This is a genomic window from Lactobacillus sp. WILCCON 0058 (assembly GCF_057198005.1).
Genome location: NZ_JBUBHM010000001.1, coordinates 1,950,556 through 1,971,862, shown reverse-complemented (window position 1 = coordinate 1,971,862; position 21,307 = coordinate 1,950,556). Strand labels below are relative to the sequence as shown.

Below are 21,307 nucleotides of genomic sequence, written 5' to 3'. Positions count from 1 at the left end.
GGGGATACTATTATGAAAAACACTGACTTAATGGATGCAATGGGCGGAATCAAGACTGAGTATATCGTGGAGGCAGCAGCCGGCCGGGGGCAAAAGAAGGTCGTTCCTTTGTCCGCCAAGCGCAAGCCGTGGGTCCGCCTGGTGGCAGGGATCGCGGCAGCGGCAGCTTTCAGCGTGATTTTGCCAAACACGAGTCCGCAGGTGGCTAATGCCATGCAGAACTTGCCAGTTGTGGGTAACTACTTCAAGCTGGTGACCTTCCGCGATTACCACTACGAAAGCCGCAAGCATTCAGCCGATATTTCCGTTGACAAAGTTGCTGTCAGCGGGGTGACCGGGCCGGCAGCCAAGGAGGCCAAGAAGAGCAGCCAGGCAGTCAACCGGGAAATTGCCAAGGAAACTGACAGTTTGACCAAGGAATTCAAGGCTTCTCTGAAGAAGGGTGGCTATGGTTCTTTGACAGTCAAGACTAAGCAAGTGACTAACAACCGCTACTGGTACGTGATCAAGCTGACGGCCGTGCAAACCCAAGCCGACAGCGGCGAAAGCAGCCGCTACTATGTCTTCAGCAAGGCCAGCGGCAAGCGGGTCAAGCTGGGCGACTTGTTCAAGAGCGGCAGCAACTACCAAAAGGCCATCAGCCAGAACATCATCAAGCAGATGAAGCAGGAGATGAAGGCTGACAAGAACAAGAGCTACTTCCTCAAGCAAAATGGCGACCCGGACGGCTTCAGCCAAATCAAGAAGAACCAGCAGTTCTACATCAACAAGAAGAACCAGGTGGTTATCGTCTTTAACCAAGGTGAAGTTGGGCCAATGTCCATGGGCAGCCAGAGCTTCGTTTTGCCAAACAAGCTGGTAGCCAAGCTGCAGAGATAAGTTGAGCAAGATAAGAAAAGAGAAAAGAAAAAAGAAAAAGAATACAAAAGAGAATAATGGAGTGAAGAAAATGGTGACTTAGGTCGCCATTTTTCTTTTGCCCAGTTTTTTAGAAAAAATCGCAGAAATTTTTCCGGCTTTTCCAGAGAAAAACAAGCAAATTAAGAACAATCTTCTGTTAAAAAAAGAAAAAATACAGCTAATCCGATTTATTGCAACTGGAAGAGAAAGGTGCGTAACAACAACACCGCCGGGTGCACCAATCATAAAACGAATGAAAAAGCAAATTTGACGAATCAAAAAAAGCTAGTATACTAATATTTGTTGCCGCGTGAGACAAGCAAGTCTCGCGGAGGCAAAAAAGAAAATATCAGAAAGCTGTTGACAATAATCAAACAAGCGAGTAAGATATAAAACGTTGCGTCACTAAGACGCAAGTTGGTACTTTGAAAACTGAACAAAGTTTCGCAGTGTGCGGGTCAAACAAAGTTTGATCCAAACAAATAAGCGAAGTCAATTCGCAAGCAAATAATCTGGAGCAGATTAAAAAGAGCTCAATTTTCAAATTGAGAGTTTGATCCTGGCTCAGGACGAACGCTGGCGGCGTGCCTAATACATGCAAGTCGAGCGAGCTGAATTCAAAGATTCCTTCGGGATGATTTGTTGGACGCTAGCGGCGGATGGGTGAGTAACACGTGGGCAATCTGCCCTAAAGACTGGGATACCACTTGGAAACAGGTGCTAATACCGGATAACAACATGAATCGCATGATTCAAGTTTGAAAGGCGGCTTTTAGCTGTCACTTTAGGATGAGCCCGCGGCGCATTAGCTAGTTGGTGGGGTAAAGGCCTACCAAGGCAATGATGCGTAGCCGAGTTGAGAGACTGATCGGCCACATTGGGACTGAGACACGGCCCAAACTCCTACGGGAGGCAGCAGTAGGGAATCTTCCACAATGGACGCAAGTCTGATGGAGCAACGCCGCGTGAGTGAAGAAGGTTTTCGGATCGTAAAGCTCTGTTGTTGGTGAAGAAGGATAGAGGCAGTAACTGGTCTTTATTTGACGGTAATCAACCAGAAAGTCACGGCTAACTACGTGCCAGCAGCCGCGGTAATACGTAGGTGGCAAGCGTTGTCCGGATTTATTGGGCGTAAAGCGAGCGCAGGCGGAATGATAAGTCTGATGTGAAAGCCCACGGCTCAACCGTGGAACTGCATCGGAAACTGTCATTCTTGAGTGCAGAAGAGGAGAGTGGAACTCCATGTGTAGCGGTGGAATGCGTAGATATATGGAAGAACACCAGTGGCGAAGGCGGCTCTCTGGTCTGCAACTGACGCTGAGGCTCGAAAGCATGGGTAGCGAACAGGATTAGATACCCTGGTAGTCCATGCCGTAAACGATGAGCGCTAGGTGTTGGGGACTTTCCGGTTCTCAGTGCCGCAGCAAACGCATTAAGCGCTCCGCCTGGGGAGTACGACCGCAAGGTTGAAACTCAAAGGAATTGACGGGGGCCCGCACAAGCGGTGGAGCATGTGGTTTAATTCGAAGCAACGCGAAGAACCTTACCAGGTCTTGACATCCTGCGCAAAACTTAGAGATAAGTCTTTCCCTTCGGGGACACAGTGACAGGTGGTGCATGGCTGTCGTCAGCTCGTGTCGTGAGATGTTGGGTTAAGTCCCGCAACGAGCGCAACCCTTGTCTTTAGTTGCCATCATTAAGTTGGGCACTCTAGAGAGACTGCCGGTGACAAACCGGAGGAAGGTGGGGATGACGTCAAGTCATCATGCCCCTTATGACCTGGGCTACACACGTGCTACAATGGGCAGTACAACGAGAAGCGAACCCGCGAGGGTAAGCGGATCTCTTAAAGCTGTTCTCAGTTCGGACTGCAGGCTGCAACTCGCCTGCACGAAGCTGGAATCGCTAGTAATCGCGGATCAGCACGCCGCGGTGAATACGTTCCCGGGCCTTGTACACACCGCCCGTCACACCATGGAAGTCTGCAATGCCCAAAGTCGGTGGGATAACCATTTTGGAGTCAGCCGCCTAAGGCAGGGCAGATGACTGGGGTGAAGTCGTAACAAGGTAGCCGTAGGAGAACCTGCGGCTGGATCACCTCCTTTCTAAGGAAAACAGATGGATGGAGAGCAGAAATGCTAAGAGAAATCCATCAGTTACGGAAGCACACTGCAAAGAAACTTTGTTCAGTTTTGAGAGTACCAACAATAAGAACTTGGGCCTGTAGCTCAGCTGGTTAGAGCGCACGCTTGATAAGCGTGAGGTCGATGGTTCAAGTCCATCCAGGCCCATTGAAATGCAAAGAAAAGTCTTTACATTTCGGCCAAGATGGAGTAACATCTTAAAAGTTGATATTTACGGGGGCATAGCTCAGCTGGGAGAGCACCTGCTTTGCAAGCAGGAGGTCATCGGTTCGATCCCGTTTGCCTCCATTGGCCGCAAGGCCAAGTTTGTACGTTGAAAACTGAATATCTTAATTCCAAGAAAAAACCGAGAATCATTGAGATCAATGAAAACATTGCAAAGCGACCGAGAGAGTTCGAAAGAACAAACTTGCAAGGTCAAGTGAAGAAGGGCGCACGGTGAATGCCTTGGCACTGGAAGCCGATGAAGGACGCGACTAACCGCGAAAGTCTTCGGGGAGCCGTAAGTAGGCTTTGATCCGGAGGTCTCCGAATGGGGGAACCCAGCATGTGCAGACATGCTATTCTTGTGTGAATACATAGCACAAGAAAGGAACACGCAGTGAACTGAAACATCTAAGTAGCTGCAGGAAGAGAAAGAAATATCGATTTCCCAAGTAGCGGCGAGCGAACAGGAAAGAGCCCAAACCGGCAGATTTATCTGCCGGGGTTGTAGGACTGAGACATGGCACTTCAGAGGATAGCAGAAGCGTTTGGGAAGACGCGCCAGAGAGGGTGAGAGCCCCGTAAGCGAAATCCAAAGAAGGCCTATCAGTATCCTGAGTAGGGCGGGACACGTGAAATCCCGTTTGAATCCGCGAGGACCATCTCGCAAGGCTAAATACTAACCAGTGACCGATAGTGAACCAGTACCGTGAGGGAAAGGTGAAAAGAACCCCGGGAGGGGAGTGAAAGAGAACCTGAAACCGTGTGCCTACAAGTAGTCAAAGCCCGTTAAGGGGTAATGGCGTGCCTTTTGTAGAATGAACCGGCGAGTTGCGTTAGTCAGCAAGGTTAAGTCAGAAAAGACGGAGCCGCAGCGAAAGCGAGTCTGAAGAGGGCGAGCAGTTGGCTGACGCAGACCCGAAACCAAGTGACCTACCCATGACCAGGTTGAAGGCGCGGTAAAACGCGCTGGAGGACCGAACCCACGTAAGTTGAAAATTGCGGGGATGAGTTGTGGGTAGCGGTGAAATTCCAAACGAACTTGGAGATAGCTGGTTCTCTCCGAAATAGCTTTAGGGCTAGCCTCGCAAAGAGGATGCTGGAGGTAGAGCTCTGTTTGGACTAGGGGCCCGTCAAGGGTTACTGAATTCAGATAAACTGCGAATTCCAGACATTTATGTGCGGGAGTCAGACTGCGAGTGATAAGATCCGTAGTCGAAAGGGAAACAGCCCAGATCACCAGTTAAGGTCCCAAAATTCATGCTAAGTGGAAAAGGATGTGGAGTTGCGCAGACAACTAGGACGTTGGCTCAGAAGCAGCCATCATTCAAAGAGTGCGTAATAGCTCACTAGTCGAGTGACGCCGCGCCGAAAATTTACCGGGGCTAAGCATGATACCGAAACTGTGGATGTGCATTATGCACGTGGTAGGAGAGCGTTCTAGCGGCGGTGAAGCATGACCGAGAGGACATGTGGAGCTTCTAGAAGTGAGAATGCCGGTATGAGTAACGAAAGACAGGTGAGAATCCTGTCCGCCGCAAGACTAAGGTTTCCTGGGGCAGGCTCGTCCGCCCAGGGTAAGTCGGGACCTAAGGCGAGGCCGAGAGGCGTAGTCGATGGACAACAGGTTGAGATTCCTGTACTGCACCGAATCGTTATGAGCGATGGAGGGACGCAGGAGGCTAGCAGCGCGTGGTGCTGGATACCACGTTCAAGCGTCAAGTCTGAGAGCGAGTCAAATGCTTGCTTTCATAAGGACAAGGCGTGATGAGGAGCGAAATTAAAGTAGCGAAGGCTGCGACGTCACACTGCCGAGAAAAGCTTCTAGCCAGAGACGGTGCACCCGTACCGCAAACCGACACAGGTAGTCGAGGAGAGTATCCTCAGGTGAGCGAGAGAACTCTCGTTAAGGAACTCGGCAAAATGGCCCCGTAACTTCGGGAGAAGGGGCGCTGGTCGCAAGATCAGCCGCAGTGAAAAGGCCCAAGCAACTGTTTATCAAAAACACAGGCATCTGCAAAATCGTAAGATGAAGTATAGGTGCTGACACCTGCCCGGTGCTGGAAGGTTAAGAGGAGAGCTTAGCGCAAGCGAAGGTTTGAATTGAAGCCCCAGTAAACGGCGGCCGTAACTATAACGGTCCTAAGGTAGCGAAATTCCTTGTCGGGTAAGTTCCGACCTGCACGAAAGGTGTAATGATTTGGGCACTGTCTCAACGAGAGACTCGGTGAAATTATAATACCCGTGAAGATGCGGGTTACCCGCGACAGGACGGAAAGACCCCATGGAGCTTTACTGCAGTTTAATATTGGGTATCTGTCAAGCATGTACAGGATAGGTAGGAGCCGGAGAAGATAGGACGCCAGTCTTATCTGAGGCGCTGTTGGGATACTACCCTTGCTTGACGGATGCTCTAACTCAGGCCTGTGATCCAGACCGAGGACAGTGTTTGACGGGCAGTTTGACTGGGGCGGTCGCCTCCTAAAGTGTAACGGAGGCGCCCAAAGGTTCCCTCAGAATGGTTGGAAATCATTCGCAGAGTGTAAAGGTAAAAGGGAGCTTGACTGCGAGAGAGACAACTCGAGCAGGTACGAAAGTAGGGCTTAGTGATCTGGTGGTACCGCATGGAAGGGCCATCACTCAACGGATAAAAGCTACCCTGGGGATAACAGGCTTATCTCCCCCAAGAGTTCACATCGACGGGGAGGTTTGGCACCTCGATGTCGGCTCGTCGCATCCTGGGGCTGAAGTCGGTCCCAAGGGTTGGGCTGTTCGCCCATTAAAGCGGCACGCGAGCTGGGTTCAGAACGTCGTGAGACAGTTCGGTCCCTATCCGTCGTGGGCGCAGGAAATTTGAGAGGAGCTGTCCTTAGTACGAGAGGACCGGGATGGACGCACCGCTGGTGTACCAGTTGTCTTGCCAAAGGCATCGCTGGGTAGCTATGTGCGGACGGGATAAGCGCTGAAAGCATCTAAGTGCGAAGCCCCCCTCAAGATGAGATTTCCCATTTCTTCAAGAAAGTAAGACACCTCAGAGACGATGAGGTAGATAGGCCGGGAGTGGAAGAAGCGTGAGCTTTGGAGCGGACCGGTACTAATCAGTCGAGGACTTGACCAAAAGAGCGAAGCATGAAGGTTTTGACTTGGAAAGAGATATTCAGTTTTGAGCGTGCAAGCTCAAAGAGAGTGCGGTGGCAATGGAAAGAAGGATACACCTGTTCCCATGCCGAACACAGCAGTTAAGCTTCTTAACGCCGAAAGTAGTTGGTGGGAAACTGCCTGCGAGGATAGGAAGCTGCCGCGCGAGACAAGAGTCAGATGGAAGTCTGGCTCTTTTTGTTTTATTTTCTTTTTTTGTTTTCTATTTGTCTAATTTTTACTGTTATTTGTACTGTTTCTGAGTAGAATAATATTGTAAGCGGTTAATATCTAGAATAAAAAATAGGATTAATAGGAAAACAGGAGAAAAAGATGAACTGCCGAACTTTTGTAAACGGGAAAATTTTTACCGGGGAAAATGAGACGGCCTTTACCGATTCAATTACGGTTGAAGACGGCAAGATCGTGGCTATTGGGGAAAAGGGCCGGGGGGAGATCATTGATCTTCAAGGTCAAACCGTCCTGCCAGGTCTGATTGACAACCATACCCACCCCAAGTATATTGCCGATGCCCTGCATGGGGCAGCCTGCACCCCGCCTCTGGTCAACAGTATTAGTGAGATGCAGGAAGCCCTCCGCCACACTCCGGAATATGGCCAGGGGCCTGATGTTTGGATTGAAGGCTGGGGCTTTGACGAAAGCAAGCTGGCTGAACACCGGAGCCCGACCAGAGATGACCTGGACCAGGTGTCAACCACCCAGCCGATCTTCTTGTACCGGTCTGACTGCCACTCTTCAGTGGGCAATTCCCGGGCTCTGGAATTAGCAGGAATTGATGAGAATACGCCGGACCCAGCAGGCGGGAAGATTGAAAAAGATGCTTCCGGCCGGCCAACTGGCTTCATGCGGGAGGTCGCGGCCAGCCAGCTTTTGATCCGGGCCAAATCTGCCTTGTCTTATGAAAACGACGTGGCCAACCTGGTCAAGTCATCCAGCCACTACCTGGAAAACGGCCTGGTGGCCATCGGCGAAATGATGGGTCGCCTTCACCCTTACGCCACTCTTTCTTTGTACCAGGATGCCTACAAACAGGGCTTTAAGCCTAAGTCAGCCATCTATTACGTGGCTGATGAAATTTCCGGACCCTTTGAGATCGAAGAGAGCGACCGCCTGCGGGTAGCCGGGCTCAAGGTCTTTATGGATGGCAGCATTTCCGGTGAAACGGCCTTGATGAAGGATCCCTTCCCATCTGGCAAAAAGGGGGTAGCATTAACCAGTGAGGACCGCCTGCGGGAAATCATCGCTTATGCCAGAGAAAAGAAGCTGCAGGTCGCGGTTCATGCCATGGGCGACGCGGCCATTCAGCGGGTGATTGATGTTTGCCAAAATATGGACCCTTGGCTTGAATGTCAGCCGTCAGTCAGAATCGAGCATGCTTCACTTTTGTCTGACTCCATGCTCAAGGAGCTGAAGGAGGCAAAAATTGGCCTGGCTGTTTCTACCCAGCCGATCTTCTTCTTCGCCGAAGAGGATTCCTACCGGCAGTTTTTGTCAGCGGATCAGCTGAAGATGGCCTACCGGATCAAGAGCTTAGACCAAGAAAATATTCTCTTCAGCCTCAGTTCAGACGCTCCATGCACCCCATGGGCAGAACCGGACAGTCCATTTTACGGAATCTACGCGGCAGTGACCCGGCACACGGCAGCAGGCGGCTTCATCAACGAAGATGAAGGTATTTCCGTTGCCCGGGCCATTCTGGCATACACCAGAGACGCGGCTAAGATGGGCGGCTTTGTCAACAACGGGACCTTGACCCCGGGCAAGGACGCCGACTTTGTCATCTTGGACAGAGACATCTTCAGCCAAAAGGCGGCTGACTTAGCCAAGGTCAAGCCTGCTTCCACCTGGATTGGCGGAGAAAAGGTCTGGAGCCAGGAAAAGAATTAATGTAATTAAAGAAATATAGGCAATAGAAAAGTCTTACCTTTGACAGGTAAGACTTTTTTGATCTGTGGAAAACTTGTTGATAATTTTTTAGTCAACGTCTACGCTTGGCGCGTCCTTGGTCAACACAACAGACTTGTCCGGCTTGATGCCGAAGAATTCTTCCAAAAGCTTTTCCAAGTCGCTCATGGCTTCGTTAGCCCGCTGCGCCTGGTCAGCGTTGACAGATTCAATTACGATTACGCCCTTAGTTGAATCTTCATCCAGCATGGTTCTTTGGGCATCCCGCCAGTTGAGGCAGCGGCAAACGGCACCTTGGTCGTCGTACCAGGCAACTTCGCCTTCAAGGGTCGGTTCGTCCTTGTCAGCGCCGACTGGCTGGAAGGCCAGGCCTTCATGAACTTGGCCCAGGTGCATGGTGCCGGCCAGCTTATCTTGGTCTTCGATGCCAATCGGGACACCATGAGCCAGGGAAACTGAGTTGTAGACGTCAACCAATGGTGAAATCGGCCGCAAATCTTCGCCCTTGTCGATCCGCTTCAAAAGAGCTTCGATGGAAGCCCGGACACCTTTCTTCTTTTTGAATTGCTGGTAGGCTTGCCGCCATTCAGCAACGACTGGGTTCTTGGCAAAAGCCGCTGCCCCCAGGAAGTCTTCCGCCTTGTCGCTGCTTTCTCTGAGCAGCTTGCGCCGGCGGGCGAGATTGTCATCAGTGTCGTGGTTGTCGATGCCGCTGACGAGCATGATGTTTACTTGCGCGTCAGGGAAGAGTTCCCAAAAGCTTGGGTCAACGGTAACTTTTTCTAACATGTTGAACCTTTCTTTCTATATAAAAGAGATAAGATTTTTCCTTACTATCCAATTGTACTATAAGCAGAAAGCTCCTTACCAGAGCTCATTATCGCTGCCTCGCTTGACCCGGTAGCTTTCTTGCAGCAGACCGTCAAAAAAGTGCTGCAGGGAAATCTGCCCCCGTTCTAGCTCCTTGCCGTTTTGGTGCTGCATTTCCACGTGGATGTTCTGGTACTCAAAAAGGTTGTTGGCATAGTCCAGCAGCATTTCATTGTCCGGGTAGTCGATGCACATGGTGGCCAGATTGACGATCCCGATGTGCAGGGTCCGGCGGATCCGCTGGTAGATGACCTTTTTCTCCCGGCCGCTGATGCCAAAGCTTTCTTCCAGATCGATCTGGTCAAAACTCATGTCCTTGTCGACCATCAAGCGGATGATCTTCATGATGTCTTCATAGCCTTTTTCAGATGCAATGCCCAAAAAGCGCAGGGTGTCAGTCACATGGTCGATTTGCTGCCGGCGGGTGGTCTGCTGGCGGCCAGATGGATTGTTCAAGCTGCCCGAAAGTTCGCTGATCACCCGCATGTTGCTCAAGAGCTGCAGGGTGGTGCTGATAATCTTGGAAATATGGGCGATTTCCTCAGAATTGAGCTGGTGGTGGATGAAAAAGTCGCAACCGTTTTGGTAGGCAGCCGTGATCAAGGATTCTGACGGGGTATTGGCCGTCATAATCACCCGGGGCAGGATGTTGGCCTGCTTGAGCCGCCTTAAGAGGGTTAGGCCGTCAAAGGGTGCCAGATCATAGTCGACAACCAATACGTCAACTCTGAGTTGGCGGAGGTCGTCAAAGGTCCTTTGGGCATCGGTTGACCGGCCGACGACAATGTTTTCGAAGTTCCGCTCCAGGGCGTCACTAATTAGTTGTAAGTTCCTGGTGCTCTTGTTTGTGATATAAAAGTGCATTTTTGTATTTTCTCCCTGTTTTTGAAGCAAGTTGAAGTCTACTGAGTCAACTATCCAATTGTAGCACAAAGGAGACTTAAAATAAAAAAGTGTATAAACATGGTAAAAGTACCCAAGGGGCCGTATAAGCGGCCTTCTATTCACTTAAAAAATTCGATTATACAGTTCAGAAAAACTAATTAATTGATTTCTATTTTTTTCTGGTAAATCTTTTTGTTTTTTACTGTTGTGGTCTGAAAACGCTTTCTATAATGATAATCGTAAACAAGTGAAAAACACAAAACAATAGAAAACAGGAGGAAGCTATCATGGCTTTTAATTTACGCAACCGCAGTTACTTAACTCTCGCAGACTTCAACACTCGTGAAATGGAATACTTGCTTGACCTGGCAGAACAACTGAAGAAGGACAAGTACGCTGGTGTTGAACAACCTCGTTTGAAGGGCAAGAACATTGCTTTGATCTTCGAAAAGGACTCAACCAGAACCCGCTGCTCATTCGAAGTTGGTGCTCACGACCAAGGCGCTCACGTAACTTACCTTGGGCCAAGCGGCTCACACTTCGGCCACAAGGAATCAGTTAAGGACACTGCTCGCGTATTGGGCGGCATGTTCGACGGTATCGAATTCCGTGGCTTCTCACAAGAAGCAGCTGAAACTTTGGCTAAGTATTCCGGTGTCCCAGTTTGGAACGGTTTGACTGACGCTGACCACCCAACTCAAGTTTTGGCCGACTTCTTGACTGCTAAGGAAGTTTTGAAGAAGGAATACAAGGACATTAAGTTTGCCTTTGTTGGTGACGGTCACGACAACGTATCAAACGCTTTGATGCTGGGTGCCGCAGTTATGGGTATGGAATACCACGTTGTAACTCCTCCAGAACTGAACCCAAGCGAAGAAACTTTGGCAAAGGCTAACGCAATCGCTAAGGAAACTGGCGCCAAGATCGTTGTTTCAAACGACATCAAGGAAGGCGTTAAGGGCATGGACGTAATCTACGGCGACGTTTGGGTATCAATGGGTGAATCCGACGACAAGTGGAAGAAGCGGATCGAATTGCTTTCACCATACCAAATCACTATGGACGTTCTTAAGGCTACTGAAAACCCTAACGTTATCTTTGAACACTGCCTGCCAGCCTTCCACAACCTGGAAACTGAAGTTGGCCGCGAAGTTTACGAAAAGTTTGGCTTGAAGGAACTTGAAGTAACTGACGAAGTCTTCGAAAGCAAGCACTCAGTTGTCTTCCGTGAAGCTGAAAACAGAATGCACACCATCAAGGCTGTCATGGTTGCTACCTTGGGCGACTAATCAAGAAGAGGTGCTCTTATGTCAAAAGTTGTTGTAGCATTGGGCGGCAACGCCCTCGGCAAGTCACCAGCCGAACAATTGGAATTGGTTAAGAACACAGCTTCCTCACTGATCGGTTTGATCAGCGCCGGCAACGAAGTAGTTATCAGCCACGGTAACGGCCCGCAGGTTGGCCAAATCAACCTGGGCATGAGCTACGCTGCTGAACATGGCCAAAGCGCGGCCTTCCCATTCCCTGAATGCGGGGCAATGAGCCAGGGCTACATTGGCTACCACCTGCAGCAAAGTCTGCAAAACGAACTCCACAAGCGCGGCATGACCAAGGACGTAGCGACTATCGTAACGCAGATCGTTGTTGACCCGGCTGACTCAGCCTTCCAAAACCCAACTAAGCCGATTGGGGCCTTCTACACTAAGGAAGAAGCCGACTCAATCGCTGAAGACAAGGGCTACATCTTCAAGGAAGACGCTGGCCGCGGCTGGCGGCAGGTTGTTCCTTCACCGACTCCAAAGAGAATCGTTGAATTGAACAGCATCAAGACCTTGATTGAAGCAGATGAACTCGTTATCGCCGGCGGTGGCGGCGGGGTGCCTGTAGTTGAGACCGAAGAAGGGCTCAAGGGCGTGCCAGCCGTTATCGACAAGGACCGCTCCAGCGCATTGTTGGCAGACAATGTTGGCGCGGACAAGCTGATCATCTTGACCGCCGTTGACTACGTGGCAATCAACTTCAACAAGCCAGACCAAAAGAACTTGGAAAACATCTCTGTTGAAGAAGCTAAGAAGTACATTGACGAAGGTCAATTCGCTGCCGGCAGCATGCTTCCTAAGGTTCAAGCCTGCATGTCATTCGTTGAAGGCCACCCGGAAAGAGAAGCCATCATTACTTCTCTGTCAGGCTTAGACGCCGCTCTTGCTGGACAGTTGGGGACTGTTATCCACGCATAAGCGCGTTTGCTCATCGACCGGTTTAAATTTTAGTGTAAAAATCTCTCTTTAAAAATTACGAACAACTAGTTAGTTAAGTCGTTAGTAGGTTGACTTGACGATTTATAACCACACAAATCATTAGGATATTAGGTAAATTAGCAATTATAGGAGTGTAAAGATCATGACAAGTCCTATTCATGTAACTTCAGAAATTGGTAAGTTGAAGACAGTTATGTTGCACAGGCCAGGGCGCGAAATCGAAAACATCACGCCGGATTCAATGGAACGTCTCTTGTTTGACGACATTCCATACTTGCCAATCGCGCAAGAAGAACACGACTTCTTCGCACAAACCCTGCGCGACAACGGTGCCGAAGTTATCTACACCGAAGACTTGGCTGCCGAAGCCTTGGCAGACGAAGCTGTCAGAAACGAATTCATTGAAAGACAAGTAGCAGAAGCTGGCTTTGTTGCCGGCGTAACTCACGACGCTTTGGTTGAATACCTTAAGGCTCTGACTCCAACTGAACTGGTAACCAGAATCTACGAAGGTATCCGCAGAGATGACCTGGAACTGACCACTCTTGACTTGGCAGCAGTGTCAGAAAACACTGAATGGCCATTCTTGATGGATCCACTTCCAAACGCCTACTTCACCCGTGACCCGCAAGCTTCAATCGGCGAAGGGATGTCAGTCAACAAGATGACTTTCCCAGCTCGTCAGCGTGAATCAATGATCACTGAATACATCTTGAAGTACAACGCTCGCTTTGCTGGCAAGGTTAAGGTATGGCGCGACAGAAACCACGAAAGTCACATCGAAGGTGGTGACGAACTGGTATTGAGCGACCACGTAGTAGCAATCGGTATTTCAGAACGTACTACTGCCGACGCAATTCAAGACATCGCTAAGAGCTTGTTCGCAAACTCTGACTACGACACTGTAATTGCCATTTCAATTCCGCACAACCACGCAATGATGCACCTTGACACGGTGTTCACCATGATCAACTACGATCAATTCACTGTTCACCCAGACATCTTGACTGAAGATGGCAAGGTTGACAACTGGGTACTGCACCCAGGCAAGGATGGGGAAGTTACCTTCGAACACCACACTGACATCAAGGAAGTGCTGAAGAAGGCCTTGGGCAAGTCAGAAATCGACCTGATCCCAACTGGCAATGGCGACCCAATCGTAGCTCCGCGTGAACAATGGAACGACGGTTCAAACACTTTGGCAATCGCTCCAGGTGAAGTTGTAACTTACAACAGAAACTACGTTTCCAACGCTTTGCTGAGAGAACACGGGATTCTGGTCCACGAAGTTCGTTCAAGCGAATTGTCAAGAGGTCGTGGCGGCCCACGTTGCATGTCTTGCCCAATTGTCCGTGAAGACATCTAATTGGTTTTTGAATCTAAAATCGCGGAGCTGGTCTATCGCTCAAGGGCTTAGACTATCTCCGCCTTTTTAGGTGGAAAGAGTATTTGGGAGGTAAAAATCATGGAAGAGAAAGTAAACAAAAACGGGATAGGCCTTGTTGGCCTGACCGCTTTGATCGTCAGTTCCTCTATTGGGACTGGGATCTTCGGCATTACCAGTTCCATTGCTTCATCTGCCGCTCCAGGGCCCGCTATTTTGTCCTGGCTGCTGGTTGGCTTTGGTTTCTTGATGCTTGTTCTGTCATTGAACAATTTGACTGAGAAGAGATCCGACCTTAAGGGTGGTATCTTCGCTTACGCCGGGGCCGGCTATGGCCCATTGGGTGAATTCATTTCCGGCTGGGCCTACTGGCTGAGTGCCTGGCTGGGCAACCTGGCCTTTGCTACTATGCTGATGAGCGCGATCGGGACCTTTATTCCGGTCTTCAAGGGCGGTTCAAACCTGCCATCAATCATTGTAGCCATCATCTTCTGCTGGGCCTTGACCTTCTTGGTTAACAACGGTGTTGAAAGTGCCTCATTCGTTAACACGATCGGTACTTTCTGCAAGGTTGTGCCATTGATCATGTTTGTTATCATCTGCATCGTTTCCTTCAAGGGCGGGATGTTTACCGCTGACTTCTGGGGCAGAGTTGCCAACAACCTGTCCAAGGGGACGACGACTGGTGGTTTGTGGCCACAGATGAAGGGGACTTTGATGACCCTGATCTGGGTATTTATCGGTGTTGAAGGGGCCTCAGTCATGGGCTCACGTGCCAAGAGCCTGAAGGAAGCTCAACAAGCAACCATGCTTGGTTTCGTCCTGCTTTTGGTCTTCTACATGCTGATCTCAATCCTGCCATACGGCTCACTTACCCGGGCTCAATTGGCCAGTGCTGCACAACCAGCTTTGGGCAGCGACTTGAAGATGATCGTCGGCGACTGGGGCGCTATGATCATCAACATTGGCTTGATCATTTCCACTATCGTTTCTTGGCTGTCATGGACCATGCTGCCAGCAGAAACCATGCTTTTGATCGCTGAAGACGGTGCTGCTCCTAAGTTCTGGGGCAAGCTGAACAGCAAGAAGGCGCCAACTAACGCCCTGTTCACTACTGCTATCTTGCAGACCATCTTCCTCTTCTCCTTGCTCTTCACTGACAAGGCTTACGAATTCTGTTACACTTTGGCTTCAAGTGCCATCTTGTTCTCATACCTGTTTGTCGGCTTGTACCAAATGAAGTTCAGCCGTGAACGCAAGGAATGGGGCCAATGGACCTACGGTCTGCTGGCAGCCCTCTTCCAATTCATGTGCATGATTTTGGCCGGCTGGCAATACGTCCTGGTTGTTTCCTTGAGTTACATCCCAGGCTTGATCGTTTACTACCAAGGCGTTCGTGAACAAGGCAGAAAGCTCAACAAGAACGAAAAGATCACCTTTATCGTTATTGCAATCCTCTGCGTTCTGTCCATTGTTCTGATTGCCAACAAGACGATCGACATTATGTAATCGAAATTAAAATCTTTCCCAAAACAGCGGTTTTCCGCTGTTTTTTTGTGCTGTGGCTTATTTTTTCAAAATAAAAAAAGGAAAAAAGACTTGCATTCCTGGCTGAATACGATATACTAGTATTTGTGCTTACGGCCTATGCCGTAAACAAGTCATATGGAGGATTAGCTCAGCTGGGAGAGCATCTGCCTTACAAGCAGAGGGTCACAGGTTCGAGCCCTGTATCCTCCATCGAGTCGTTAGCTCAGTCGGTAGAGCATCTGACTTTTAATCAGAGGGTCGAGGGTTCAAGTCCCTCACGACTCATGGCCCTGATCTGCGGGTGTGGCGGAATTGGCAGACGCGCTAGATTTAGGTTCTAGTGTTTTCGGACGTGCGGGTTCAAGTCCCGCCACCCGTATTGTTTTTATAACATGCCGATTTAGCTCAGTTGGTAGAGCATCTGTCTTGTAAACAGGGGGTCGTACGTTCAAGTCGTATAATCGGCATTGTGCGGAAGTAGTTCAGTGGTAGAACATCACCTTGCCATGGTGGGGGTCGCGGGTTCGAATCCCGTCTTCCGCTTTTTATTATATATATGCCGGAGTGGCGGAATTGGCAGACGCACAGGACTTAAAATCCTGCGGTTGGTTTCAACCGTACCGGTTCGACCCCGGTCTTCGGCATGCTTGCACCCATAGCGCAACTGGATAGAGTGTCTGACTACGAATCAGAAGGTTGTAGGTTCAAGTCCTACTGGGTGCATAGATCCGGGAAGTGGCTCAGTTTGGTAGAGCACCTGGTTTGGGACCAGGGGGTCGCAGGTTCAAATCCTGTCTTCCCGATTTGTAATTTAATATTTTCCATATTGGTTACAGTATGGCGGTGTAGCTCAGCTGGCTAGAGCGTCCGGTTCATACCCGGGAGGTCGAGGGTTCGATCCCCCCCGCCGCTATTTTGTAAACTTGGACCTTTAGCTCAGTCGGTTAGAGCAGACGGCTCATAACCGTCCTGTCGTAGGTTCGAGTCCTACAAGGTCCATTTTTTGTCAGCGCGGGATGGAGCAGTCTGGTAGCTCGTCGGGCTCATAACCCGAAGGCCGTTGGTTCAAATCCAGCTCCCGCAATTGCTTTTAAATAAGCTGGCTCGGTAGCTCAGTTGGTAGAGCAATGGATTGAAGCTCCATGTGTCGGCGGTTCGATTCCGTCCCGCGCCATAAATTGAATATTTGCGGGTATAGTTTAGTGGTAAAACCACAGCCTTCCAAGCTGTTGTCGCGAGTTCGATTCTCGTTACCCGCTTATGGGCCTGTAGCTCAGCTGGTTAGAGCGCACGCTTGATAAGCGTGAGGTCGATGGTTCAAGTCCATCCAGGCCCATTGGAGTAATACTCAAGTGGCTGAAGAGGCGCCCTTGCTAAGGGTGTAGGTCGGGAAACTGGCGCGAGAGTTCGAATCTCTCTTACTCCGCCTAATAAAGAGCTGCCCTGCAGCTCTTTTTTTGTATCTAAGTCTAGAAATAAGAAGGAGAGCAGGGGAAAAGGCAAAAAAGTGGCTCTTTTTTTCTAAAAAAGGCTTGCAAAAGACAGGATTTTTCTGTATTCTAGTATTTGTTGACGCGCGAGCGTTGACGCAAGTGGCCTTTGAAAAGATTGAAAAAGCCGCTTGACAAGATGAGCTTAAGCGAGTATCATCTTAAGAGTGCTTATGACGGCCCGTTGGTCAAGTGGTTAAGACACCGCCCTTTCACGGCGGTAACATGAGTTCAAATCTCGTACGGGTCATTGCCGAAAGGCAAGAATTGAATATTTTCTATCCATCATCTGGAGGATTACCCAAGTGGCTTAAGGGGACGGTTTTGAAAACCGTTAGACGGGGCGACTCGTGCGTGGGTTCAAATCCCACATCCTCCTTTTTATTATCGCGGGATGGAGCAGTCTGGTAGCTCGTCGGGCTCATAACCCGAAGGTCGTTGGTTCAAATCCAGCTCCCGCAATATTGGTCCATTGGAGCAGTGGTTTATCTCGCCTCCCTGTCACGGAGGAGATCGCGGGTTCAAATCCCGCATGGACCGTTTGATGGCTCGGTAGCTCAGTTGGTAGAGCAATGGATTGAAGCTCCATGTGTCGGCGGTTCGATTCCGTCCCGCGCCATTGAAAATGGAGGAATAGCGAAGTGGCTAAACGCGGCGGTCTGTAAAACCGCTCTCTCTGAGTTCGGTGGTTCGAATCCACTTTCCTCCATAATAGGGATATAGTTTAAAGGTAGAACTACGGTCTCCAAAACCGTCGGTGTGGGTTCAATTCCTACTATCCCTGTTAATGAGAATATGGCGGTATTGGTGAAGTGGTTAACACACTGGTTTGTGGATCCAGCATACGTGGGTTCGATTCCCACATACCGCCCTAGCCGAAGGGCAGAAAAGAATAATCGTGGCGGTGTAGCCAAGTGGTAAGGCAGAGGTCTGCAAAACCTTAATCGTCGGTTCGACTCCGATCCCCGCCTTAGGCTTAACGGCCAAGTAGAATAGCATGGCGGTGTGGCGGAATTGGCAGACGCGTCAGACTCAAAATCTGGTGTCCATTACGGACGTATCGGTTCGACCCCGATCACCGCTATTCAAGTTTAATATCACGGCGGTGTGGCGGAATTGGCAGACGCGTCAGACTCAAAATCTGGTGTCCATTACGGACGTATCGGTTCGACCCCGATCACCGCTATTGCTTGAAACGACTCCTCTTGGGAGTCGTTTTTGTTTTATCTGTCTCCTTTTCCCTTCCCCTTTTTTCCTGCCGCAAATATGTTTTATTCTTTGTATTTTGGTTAAGAAATTTGCACCTCTTTTGCCGATTCTCTATAATGTCTTTTAGTATGGAGGTAAAGAAAGCACATGAACATCGGTTTGTTTACAGACACCTACTTCCCGCAAAACAGCGGGGTGGCGACGTCGATCAAAACCCTTAAAGAAGCTTTGGAGGCCCAGGGGCACAATGTCTTCATCTTTACGACTACTGATCCCAATGTTGACAAGGACACGGTTGAGGCCAATATCTTCCGCTTCAGCTCCGTGCCCTTCATTGGCTTCTCTGAGCGGCGAATTGCTTTCCGGGGTCTGTTTGAAGCAGTCAAGGTGGCCAAGGAAGTCAACTTGGACATCGTCCACACCCAGACCGAATTTTCCATGGGCACAATTGGCAAGTACGTGGCCAAGCAATTGGGCATCCCTGCCATCCACACCTACCACACCATGTACGAGGACTACCTGCACTATGTCTTAAATGGCCACCTGCTCCGGCCGGTCCATGTCCAGCAGTTTACCAAGAGCTACTTGAAGAACATGGACGGCGTCATCGCGCCCAGCCAGCGGGTAGCGGCTCTATTGACCCGCTACGGGGTGGAAATCCCCATGCGGGTGATTCCTACCGGGGTTGACCTGGACGCCATCAGTGCCCCGGACAAGGCTGATCTGCGGGAAAAATTAGGGATTGCCCCGGATGCCCAGGTGATCATCACCTTGGGCCGGGTAGCCGCGGAAAAGAAGATTGATCGTATTCTTCGGGTCATGCCGGACCTTTTGACGGAATTCCCTAAGCTGGTCTTCGTCATTGCTGGCGATGGGCCAGACGTGGACGTTTTGAAAGAGCAAGTTGAACGCCTGACTTTGGAAGACCATGTAATTTTTGCCGGCAATATTCCTCATGACCAGGTCGGCAGCTACTATAAGATGGCAGACTTCTTTGTTTCAGCCAGCGACACGGAAACCCAGGGGCTGACTTATATCGAAGCTCTGGGCAGCGGGCGCAAATGCGTGGTCTACAAGACCGACTACACCGACCAGGTCTTTGATGATCCGGCCTACGGCATGACCTTTGAAAGCCTGCGGCAGATGAAGGAAGAAATCGCGGCTTACCTGCGGCAAGGCCGGAAAGAAATTCCGCCGCAATTATTGGAAAAGAAGCTGGAGGAAATCTCAGCCAGCCACTTTGCCAGCGAGGTCTGCAAATTTTACCAGTACGCGATTGACAACTATCAAGTGAAAAAAGAGGGCAGCAATGATTAGAATCAACATGTTTTCCCAGGCAGACTCAGTCGCCGGGCAAGGGGTCGGGGCAGCCTACCTGGAACTGATCCGGCTTCTTCGGACCCACCTGGTCGATGACTTCTACGTGACCATCAACAAGTATGGCAGAAGCGACTTGACTCACTACCATACCATCAACCCGACCTACTTTGCCAACAGCTTCTCACCAGCCAGAGGGCGCAAGATCGGCTATGTCCACTTTTTGCCAGATACCCTGGAGGGGTCAATCAAATTGCCAGGAGTGGCTAAGAAGGTCTTCTACCAGTACGTGATCGACTTTTACAAGCGGATGGATCAGATCGTGGTCGTCAACCCGATCTTCATCGACAAGCTGACTGAATACGGCCTGGACAGAAACAAGATCCGCTATATCCCGAACTTCGTGGCCAAGAGCGAGTTCTATGAACAGACCCAGGCCAAGAAGAACGCCACCCGGCAGGAATTGGGCATCCCCCAGGACAAGTTCGTCGTCTTTGGCGACGGACAAGTCCAGGCCAGAAAAGGGGTCGATGACTTTGCCAAGTTGGCGGAAGCCAATCCCGACTACCAGTTTATCTGGGCCGGCGGCTTCTCCTTTGGCAAGATCACGGATGGCTATGACCACTTCAAAAAATTGGTCGAAAACCCGCCAAAGAATTTGACCTTTACCGGGATCATCGACCGGGAAAAGCTGGTTGACTACTTGAACATGGCCGACCTCTTTATCTTGCCGTCCTTTGACGAGCTCTTCCCGATGTCAGTTCTGGAAGCCTTCAGCTGCGGAACCCCGGTCTTGCTCAGAGACCTGGACCTCTACCGGGCCATCATCGATGGCTACTACCTGTCTGGCAAGGACTTTGCCGAAATGAACGAACAGCTGCGCTTCGCGGCTACTCATCCGGAAGTCCTGGCCCGCCAGCAGGAGCTTTCCCGCAAGGCCAGCCAGCAGTACTCTGAAGACCACCTGGCTGAAATCTGGCGGGACTTCTACCAAGAGCAGTACCAGCTGGGCCGGGAATTGGGGCAGATCAGCTATGAATAAGAAAAATCTGTGGGGAGTTCTGATCGTCTTATTGATCAGCTCCCTTGTTTTATACTTTGACCTGCGGTCAACGCCAATGGCCACTTTAAAGGCGGCAGCCGGAGAGATCATTCCCTGGCGCCTGGCCCTAGTCTTTTTGGCCATGGCCTTGTCCTATGTCTGTGAAGCCTTGATCCTCCGTCTTTTGGCCAAAAGGCCGGGGACAGCCAAGCGGAGCTTCTGGTCTTATATGCGGATTCCACTCATTCAGGCCCTTTTCAACGGGATCACCCCGATGGCGACAGGCGGGCAGCCGTCGCAATTAGCGGCCATGGTGGAAATGGGCATGGCCGGTGGCCGGGCAACTTCAATTTTGATGATGAAGTTCATCTGCTACCAGCTGGTGGTCTTATTTGCCTACTTGACTGCCTTTATCTTTGGCTTTCACTTTGTGGCTGGCAAGTTCGCGGCTTTGGCCATCTTTATTTTCCTGGGCTTTGCCCTCCACGTTTTCTCAATCATCCTGCTCCTGCTAGCCATGTTCGCCCATGACTGGACGGTTAAGGCGGTTAAGAAGCTGATGAAGCTTTTGGGGCGGATTTTTGGCCAGGAAAGGGCCCAAGCTTGGGAGAAATCGACCCTGGAGCAAGTGGAAAGCTTCTACCAGGAAAGCCAGGCCCTCAAGGCGGAGAAGAAAAAGCTCTGGGGCGTGGTGCTCCTAACGGTTGGACAACTTCTTTGCTACTACTCAGCTCCATACTTGACTTTGCGGGCTTTGGGCCAGCCGGTTGACTATGTCCAGGTGACCTTGATGACGATCCTAATCATCATGTTCATGGCCGTGATCCCCTTGCCTGGGGCCAGCGGAGGGGCGGAATTCAGCTTCCAGACCCTCTTTGCCAGCTTCATCAGCCAGCCGGGGGTGGTCGTTTTGGCCATGTTCTTGTGGCGGTTCGCGACCTACTTCTTTGGCATGATTCTTGGCATCTTTGGCTGGTCCTTCAAGCCGGCTAAGTTGCGGGACTGATTTT

The 21,307-nt window shown here is 50.4% G+C and carries 11 protein-coding genes, 28 tRNA genes and 3 rRNA genes; 40 read left to right on the top strand and 2 right to left on the bottom strand.

The annotated features are described in order from the left end of the window. The first annotated feature begins 12 nt into the window (after window positions 1-12). From ACYVUU_RS09180 to ACYVUU_RS09150, 7 genes are all read left to right on the top strand, one after another. Window positions 13-879 carry an RsiV family protein gene (locus ACYVUU_RS09180; protein ID WP_484500706.1) on the top strand — a complete coding sequence of 289 codons (867 nt, stop codon included), beginning with the start codon at window positions 13-15 and terminating at the stop codon, window positions 877-879. Between the two features lie 562 nt (window positions 880-1,441). Next, a 16S ribosomal RNA gene (locus ACYVUU_RS09175) occupies window positions 1,442-3,005 on the top strand. 112 nt (window positions 3,006-3,117) lie between these two features. After that, window positions 3,118-3,191: transfer RNA gene (locus ACYVUU_RS09170), tRNA-Ile, on the top strand. A gap of 68 nt (window positions 3,192-3,259) precedes the next feature. Further along, a tRNA-Ala gene (locus ACYVUU_RS09165) sits at window positions 3,260-3,332 on the top strand. A gap of 127 nt (window positions 3,333-3,459) precedes the next feature. Beyond that, window positions 3,460-6,366 (top strand): 23S ribosomal RNA (locus ACYVUU_RS09160). 69 nt (window positions 6,367-6,435) lie between these two features. After that, window positions 6,436-6,552: ribosomal RNA gene (gene rrf / locus ACYVUU_RS09155) — 5S ribosomal RNA — on the top strand. Together the 16S, 23S and 5S rRNA genes with 2 tRNA genes alongside form the textbook arrangement of a ribosomal RNA operon. Window positions 6,553-6,719: 167 nt before the next feature. Then, window positions 6,720-8,294 carry an amidohydrolase gene (locus tag ACYVUU_RS09150; RefSeq protein ID WP_484500705.1) on the top strand — a complete coding sequence of 525 codons (1,575 nt, stop codon included), beginning with the start codon at window positions 6,720-6,722 and terminating at the stop codon, window positions 8,292-8,294. 87 nt (window positions 8,295-8,381) lie between these two features. Here the strand turns inward: ACYVUU_RS09150 and ACYVUU_RS09145 are convergent, their stop codons facing one another. Together ACYVUU_RS09145 and ACYVUU_RS09140 are read right to left on the bottom strand one after the other, a co-directional pair. Continuing rightward, window positions 8,382-9,101, bottom strand: coding sequence for a B3/B4 domain-containing protein (locus tag ACYVUU_RS09145; protein ID WP_484500704.1), 720 nt, complete (start codon window positions 9,099-9,101; stop codon window positions 8,382-8,384). A gap of 75 nt (window positions 9,102-9,176) precedes the next feature. Continuing rightward, window positions 9,177-10,046 (bottom strand): DNA-binding domain-containing protein, encoded by an 870-nt coding sequence (locus tag ACYVUU_RS09140; protein ID WP_484500703.1) that lies wholly within the window; start codon window positions 10,044-10,046, stop codon window positions 9,177-9,179. Between the two features lie 308 nt (window positions 10,047-10,354). On the opposite strand from ACYVUU_RS09140, the gene argF reads away from it, so the two are divergent. The 33 genes from argF to ACYVUU_RS08975 all read left to right on the top strand — a co-directional run bounded on the left by argF (window position 10,355) and on the right by ACYVUU_RS08975 (window position 21,303). Then, window positions 10,355-11,356 (top strand): ornithine carbamoyltransferase, encoded by a 1,002-nt coding sequence (gene argF, locus ACYVUU_RS09135; protein ID WP_025896204.1) that lies wholly within the window; start codon window positions 10,355-10,357, stop codon window positions 11,354-11,356. 18 nt (window positions 11,357-11,374) lie between these two features. After that, window positions 11,375-12,304 (top strand): carbamate kinase, encoded by a 930-nt coding sequence (gene arcC / locus ACYVUU_RS09130; protein ID WP_439775620.1) that lies wholly within the window; start codon window positions 11,375-11,377, stop codon window positions 12,302-12,304. Between the two features lie 163 nt (window positions 12,305-12,467). Then, a complete protein-coding gene (gene arcA / locus ACYVUU_RS09125) occupies window positions 12,468-13,691 on the top strand; it encodes an arginine deiminase (RefSeq protein ID WP_484500702.1) in 1,224 nt (407 codons plus the stop codon). A gap of 99 nt (window positions 13,692-13,790) precedes the next feature. Next, on the top strand, window positions 13,791-15,218 hold the full coding sequence (locus ACYVUU_RS09120; protein ID WP_439775618.1) for a basic amino acid/polyamine antiporter: 1,428 nt from the start codon (window positions 13,791-13,793) through the stop codon (window positions 15,216-15,218). A gap of 158 nt (window positions 15,219-15,376) precedes the next feature. Continuing rightward, a tRNA-Val gene (locus tag ACYVUU_RS09115) sits at window positions 15,377-15,449 on the top strand. A 2-nt stretch (window positions 15,450-15,451) separates the two neighbouring features. Continuing rightward, window positions 15,452-15,524 (top strand) — tRNA-Lys (locus ACYVUU_RS09110). A gap of 12 nt (window positions 15,525-15,536) precedes the next feature. Then, a tRNA-Leu gene (locus ACYVUU_RS09105) sits at window positions 15,537-15,618 on the top strand. A 15-nt stretch (window positions 15,619-15,633) separates the two neighbouring features. Next, window positions 15,634-15,706 (top strand) — tRNA-Thr (locus ACYVUU_RS09100). 4 nt (window positions 15,707-15,710) lie between these two features. After that, window positions 15,711-15,782 (top strand) — tRNA-Gly (locus tag ACYVUU_RS09095). 15 nt (window positions 15,783-15,797) lie between these two features. Next, window positions 15,798-15,883, top strand: a tRNA-Leu gene (locus tag ACYVUU_RS09090). Window positions 15,884-15,888: 5 nt separating this feature from the next. After that, window positions 15,889-15,962, top strand: a tRNA-Arg gene (locus ACYVUU_RS09085). 6 nt (window positions 15,963-15,968) lie between these two features. After that, a tRNA-Pro gene (locus ACYVUU_RS09080) sits at window positions 15,969-16,042 on the top strand. A 36-nt stretch (window positions 16,043-16,078) separates the two neighbouring features. After that, window positions 16,079-16,152: transfer RNA gene (locus ACYVUU_RS09075), tRNA-Met, on the top strand. Between the two features lie 12 nt (window positions 16,153-16,164). Continuing rightward, a tRNA-Ile gene (locus ACYVUU_RS09070) sits at window positions 16,165-16,238 on the top strand. A gap of 11 nt (window positions 16,239-16,249) precedes the next feature. Next, a tRNA-Met gene (locus ACYVUU_RS09065) sits at window positions 16,250-16,323 on the top strand. Between the two features lie 17 nt (window positions 16,324-16,340). Continuing rightward, window positions 16,341-16,413 (top strand) — tRNA-Phe (locus ACYVUU_RS09060). A 14-nt stretch (window positions 16,414-16,427) separates the two neighbouring features. After that, a tRNA-Gly gene (locus ACYVUU_RS09055) sits at window positions 16,428-16,498 on the top strand. Window positions 16,499-16,501: 3 nt separating this feature from the next. Further along, window positions 16,502-16,575, top strand: a tRNA-Ile gene (locus ACYVUU_RS09050). Window positions 16,576-16,577: 2 nt separating this feature from the next. Continuing rightward, a tRNA-Ser gene (locus tag ACYVUU_RS09045) sits at window positions 16,578-16,665 on the top strand. Between the two features lie 242 nt (window positions 16,666-16,907). After that, window positions 16,908-16,979, top strand: a tRNA-Glu gene (locus ACYVUU_RS09040). A 41-nt stretch (window positions 16,980-17,020) separates the two neighbouring features. Then, window positions 17,021-17,108 (top strand) — tRNA-Ser (locus ACYVUU_RS09035). 9 nt (window positions 17,109-17,117) lie between these two features. Then, window positions 17,118-17,191: transfer RNA gene (locus ACYVUU_RS09030), tRNA-Met, on the top strand. 4 nt (window positions 17,192-17,195) lie between these two features. Then, window positions 17,196-17,269: transfer RNA gene (locus ACYVUU_RS09025), tRNA-Asp, on the top strand. Window positions 17,270-17,275: 6 nt separating this feature from the next. Then, window positions 17,276-17,348: transfer RNA gene (locus tag ACYVUU_RS09020), tRNA-Phe, on the top strand. An 8-nt stretch (window positions 17,349-17,356) separates the two neighbouring features. Then, window positions 17,357-17,438, top strand: a tRNA-Tyr gene (locus ACYVUU_RS09015). A gap of 4 nt (window positions 17,439-17,442) precedes the next feature. Next, window positions 17,443-17,513: transfer RNA gene (locus ACYVUU_RS09010), tRNA-Trp, on the top strand. 14 nt (window positions 17,514-17,527) lie between these two features. After that, a tRNA-His gene (locus ACYVUU_RS09005) sits at window positions 17,528-17,600 on the top strand. A 29-nt stretch (window positions 17,601-17,629) separates the two neighbouring features. Next, window positions 17,630-17,700: transfer RNA gene (locus ACYVUU_RS09000), tRNA-Cys, on the top strand. A 28-nt stretch (window positions 17,701-17,728) separates the two neighbouring features. Next, window positions 17,729-17,813 (top strand) — tRNA-Leu (locus ACYVUU_RS08995). A gap of 17 nt (window positions 17,814-17,830) precedes the next feature. After that, a tRNA-Leu gene (locus ACYVUU_RS08990) sits at window positions 17,831-17,915 on the top strand. A gap of 170 nt (window positions 17,916-18,085) precedes the next feature. Continuing rightward, window positions 18,086-19,255 (top strand): glycosyltransferase family 4 protein, encoded by a 1,170-nt coding sequence (locus ACYVUU_RS08985; protein ID WP_439774905.1) that lies wholly within the window; start codon window positions 18,086-18,088, stop codon window positions 19,253-19,255. After that, window positions 19,248-20,297, top strand: a complete 1,050-nt coding sequence (locus ACYVUU_RS08980; RefSeq protein WP_484500701.1) for a glycosyltransferase family 4 protein — start codon at window positions 19,248-19,250, stop codon at window positions 20,295-20,297. The genes ACYVUU_RS08985 and ACYVUU_RS08980 overlap by 8 nt, the downstream gene beginning before the upstream one ends. After that, window positions 20,290-21,303, top strand: a complete 1,014-nt coding sequence (locus tag ACYVUU_RS08975; protein ID WP_484500700.1) for a lysylphosphatidylglycerol synthase transmembrane domain-containing protein — start codon at window positions 20,290-20,292, stop codon at window positions 21,301-21,303. Before ACYVUU_RS08980 ends, ACYVUU_RS08975 begins: the two co-directional genes overlap by 8 nt. Window positions 21,304-21,307: the final 4 nt, after the last annotated feature.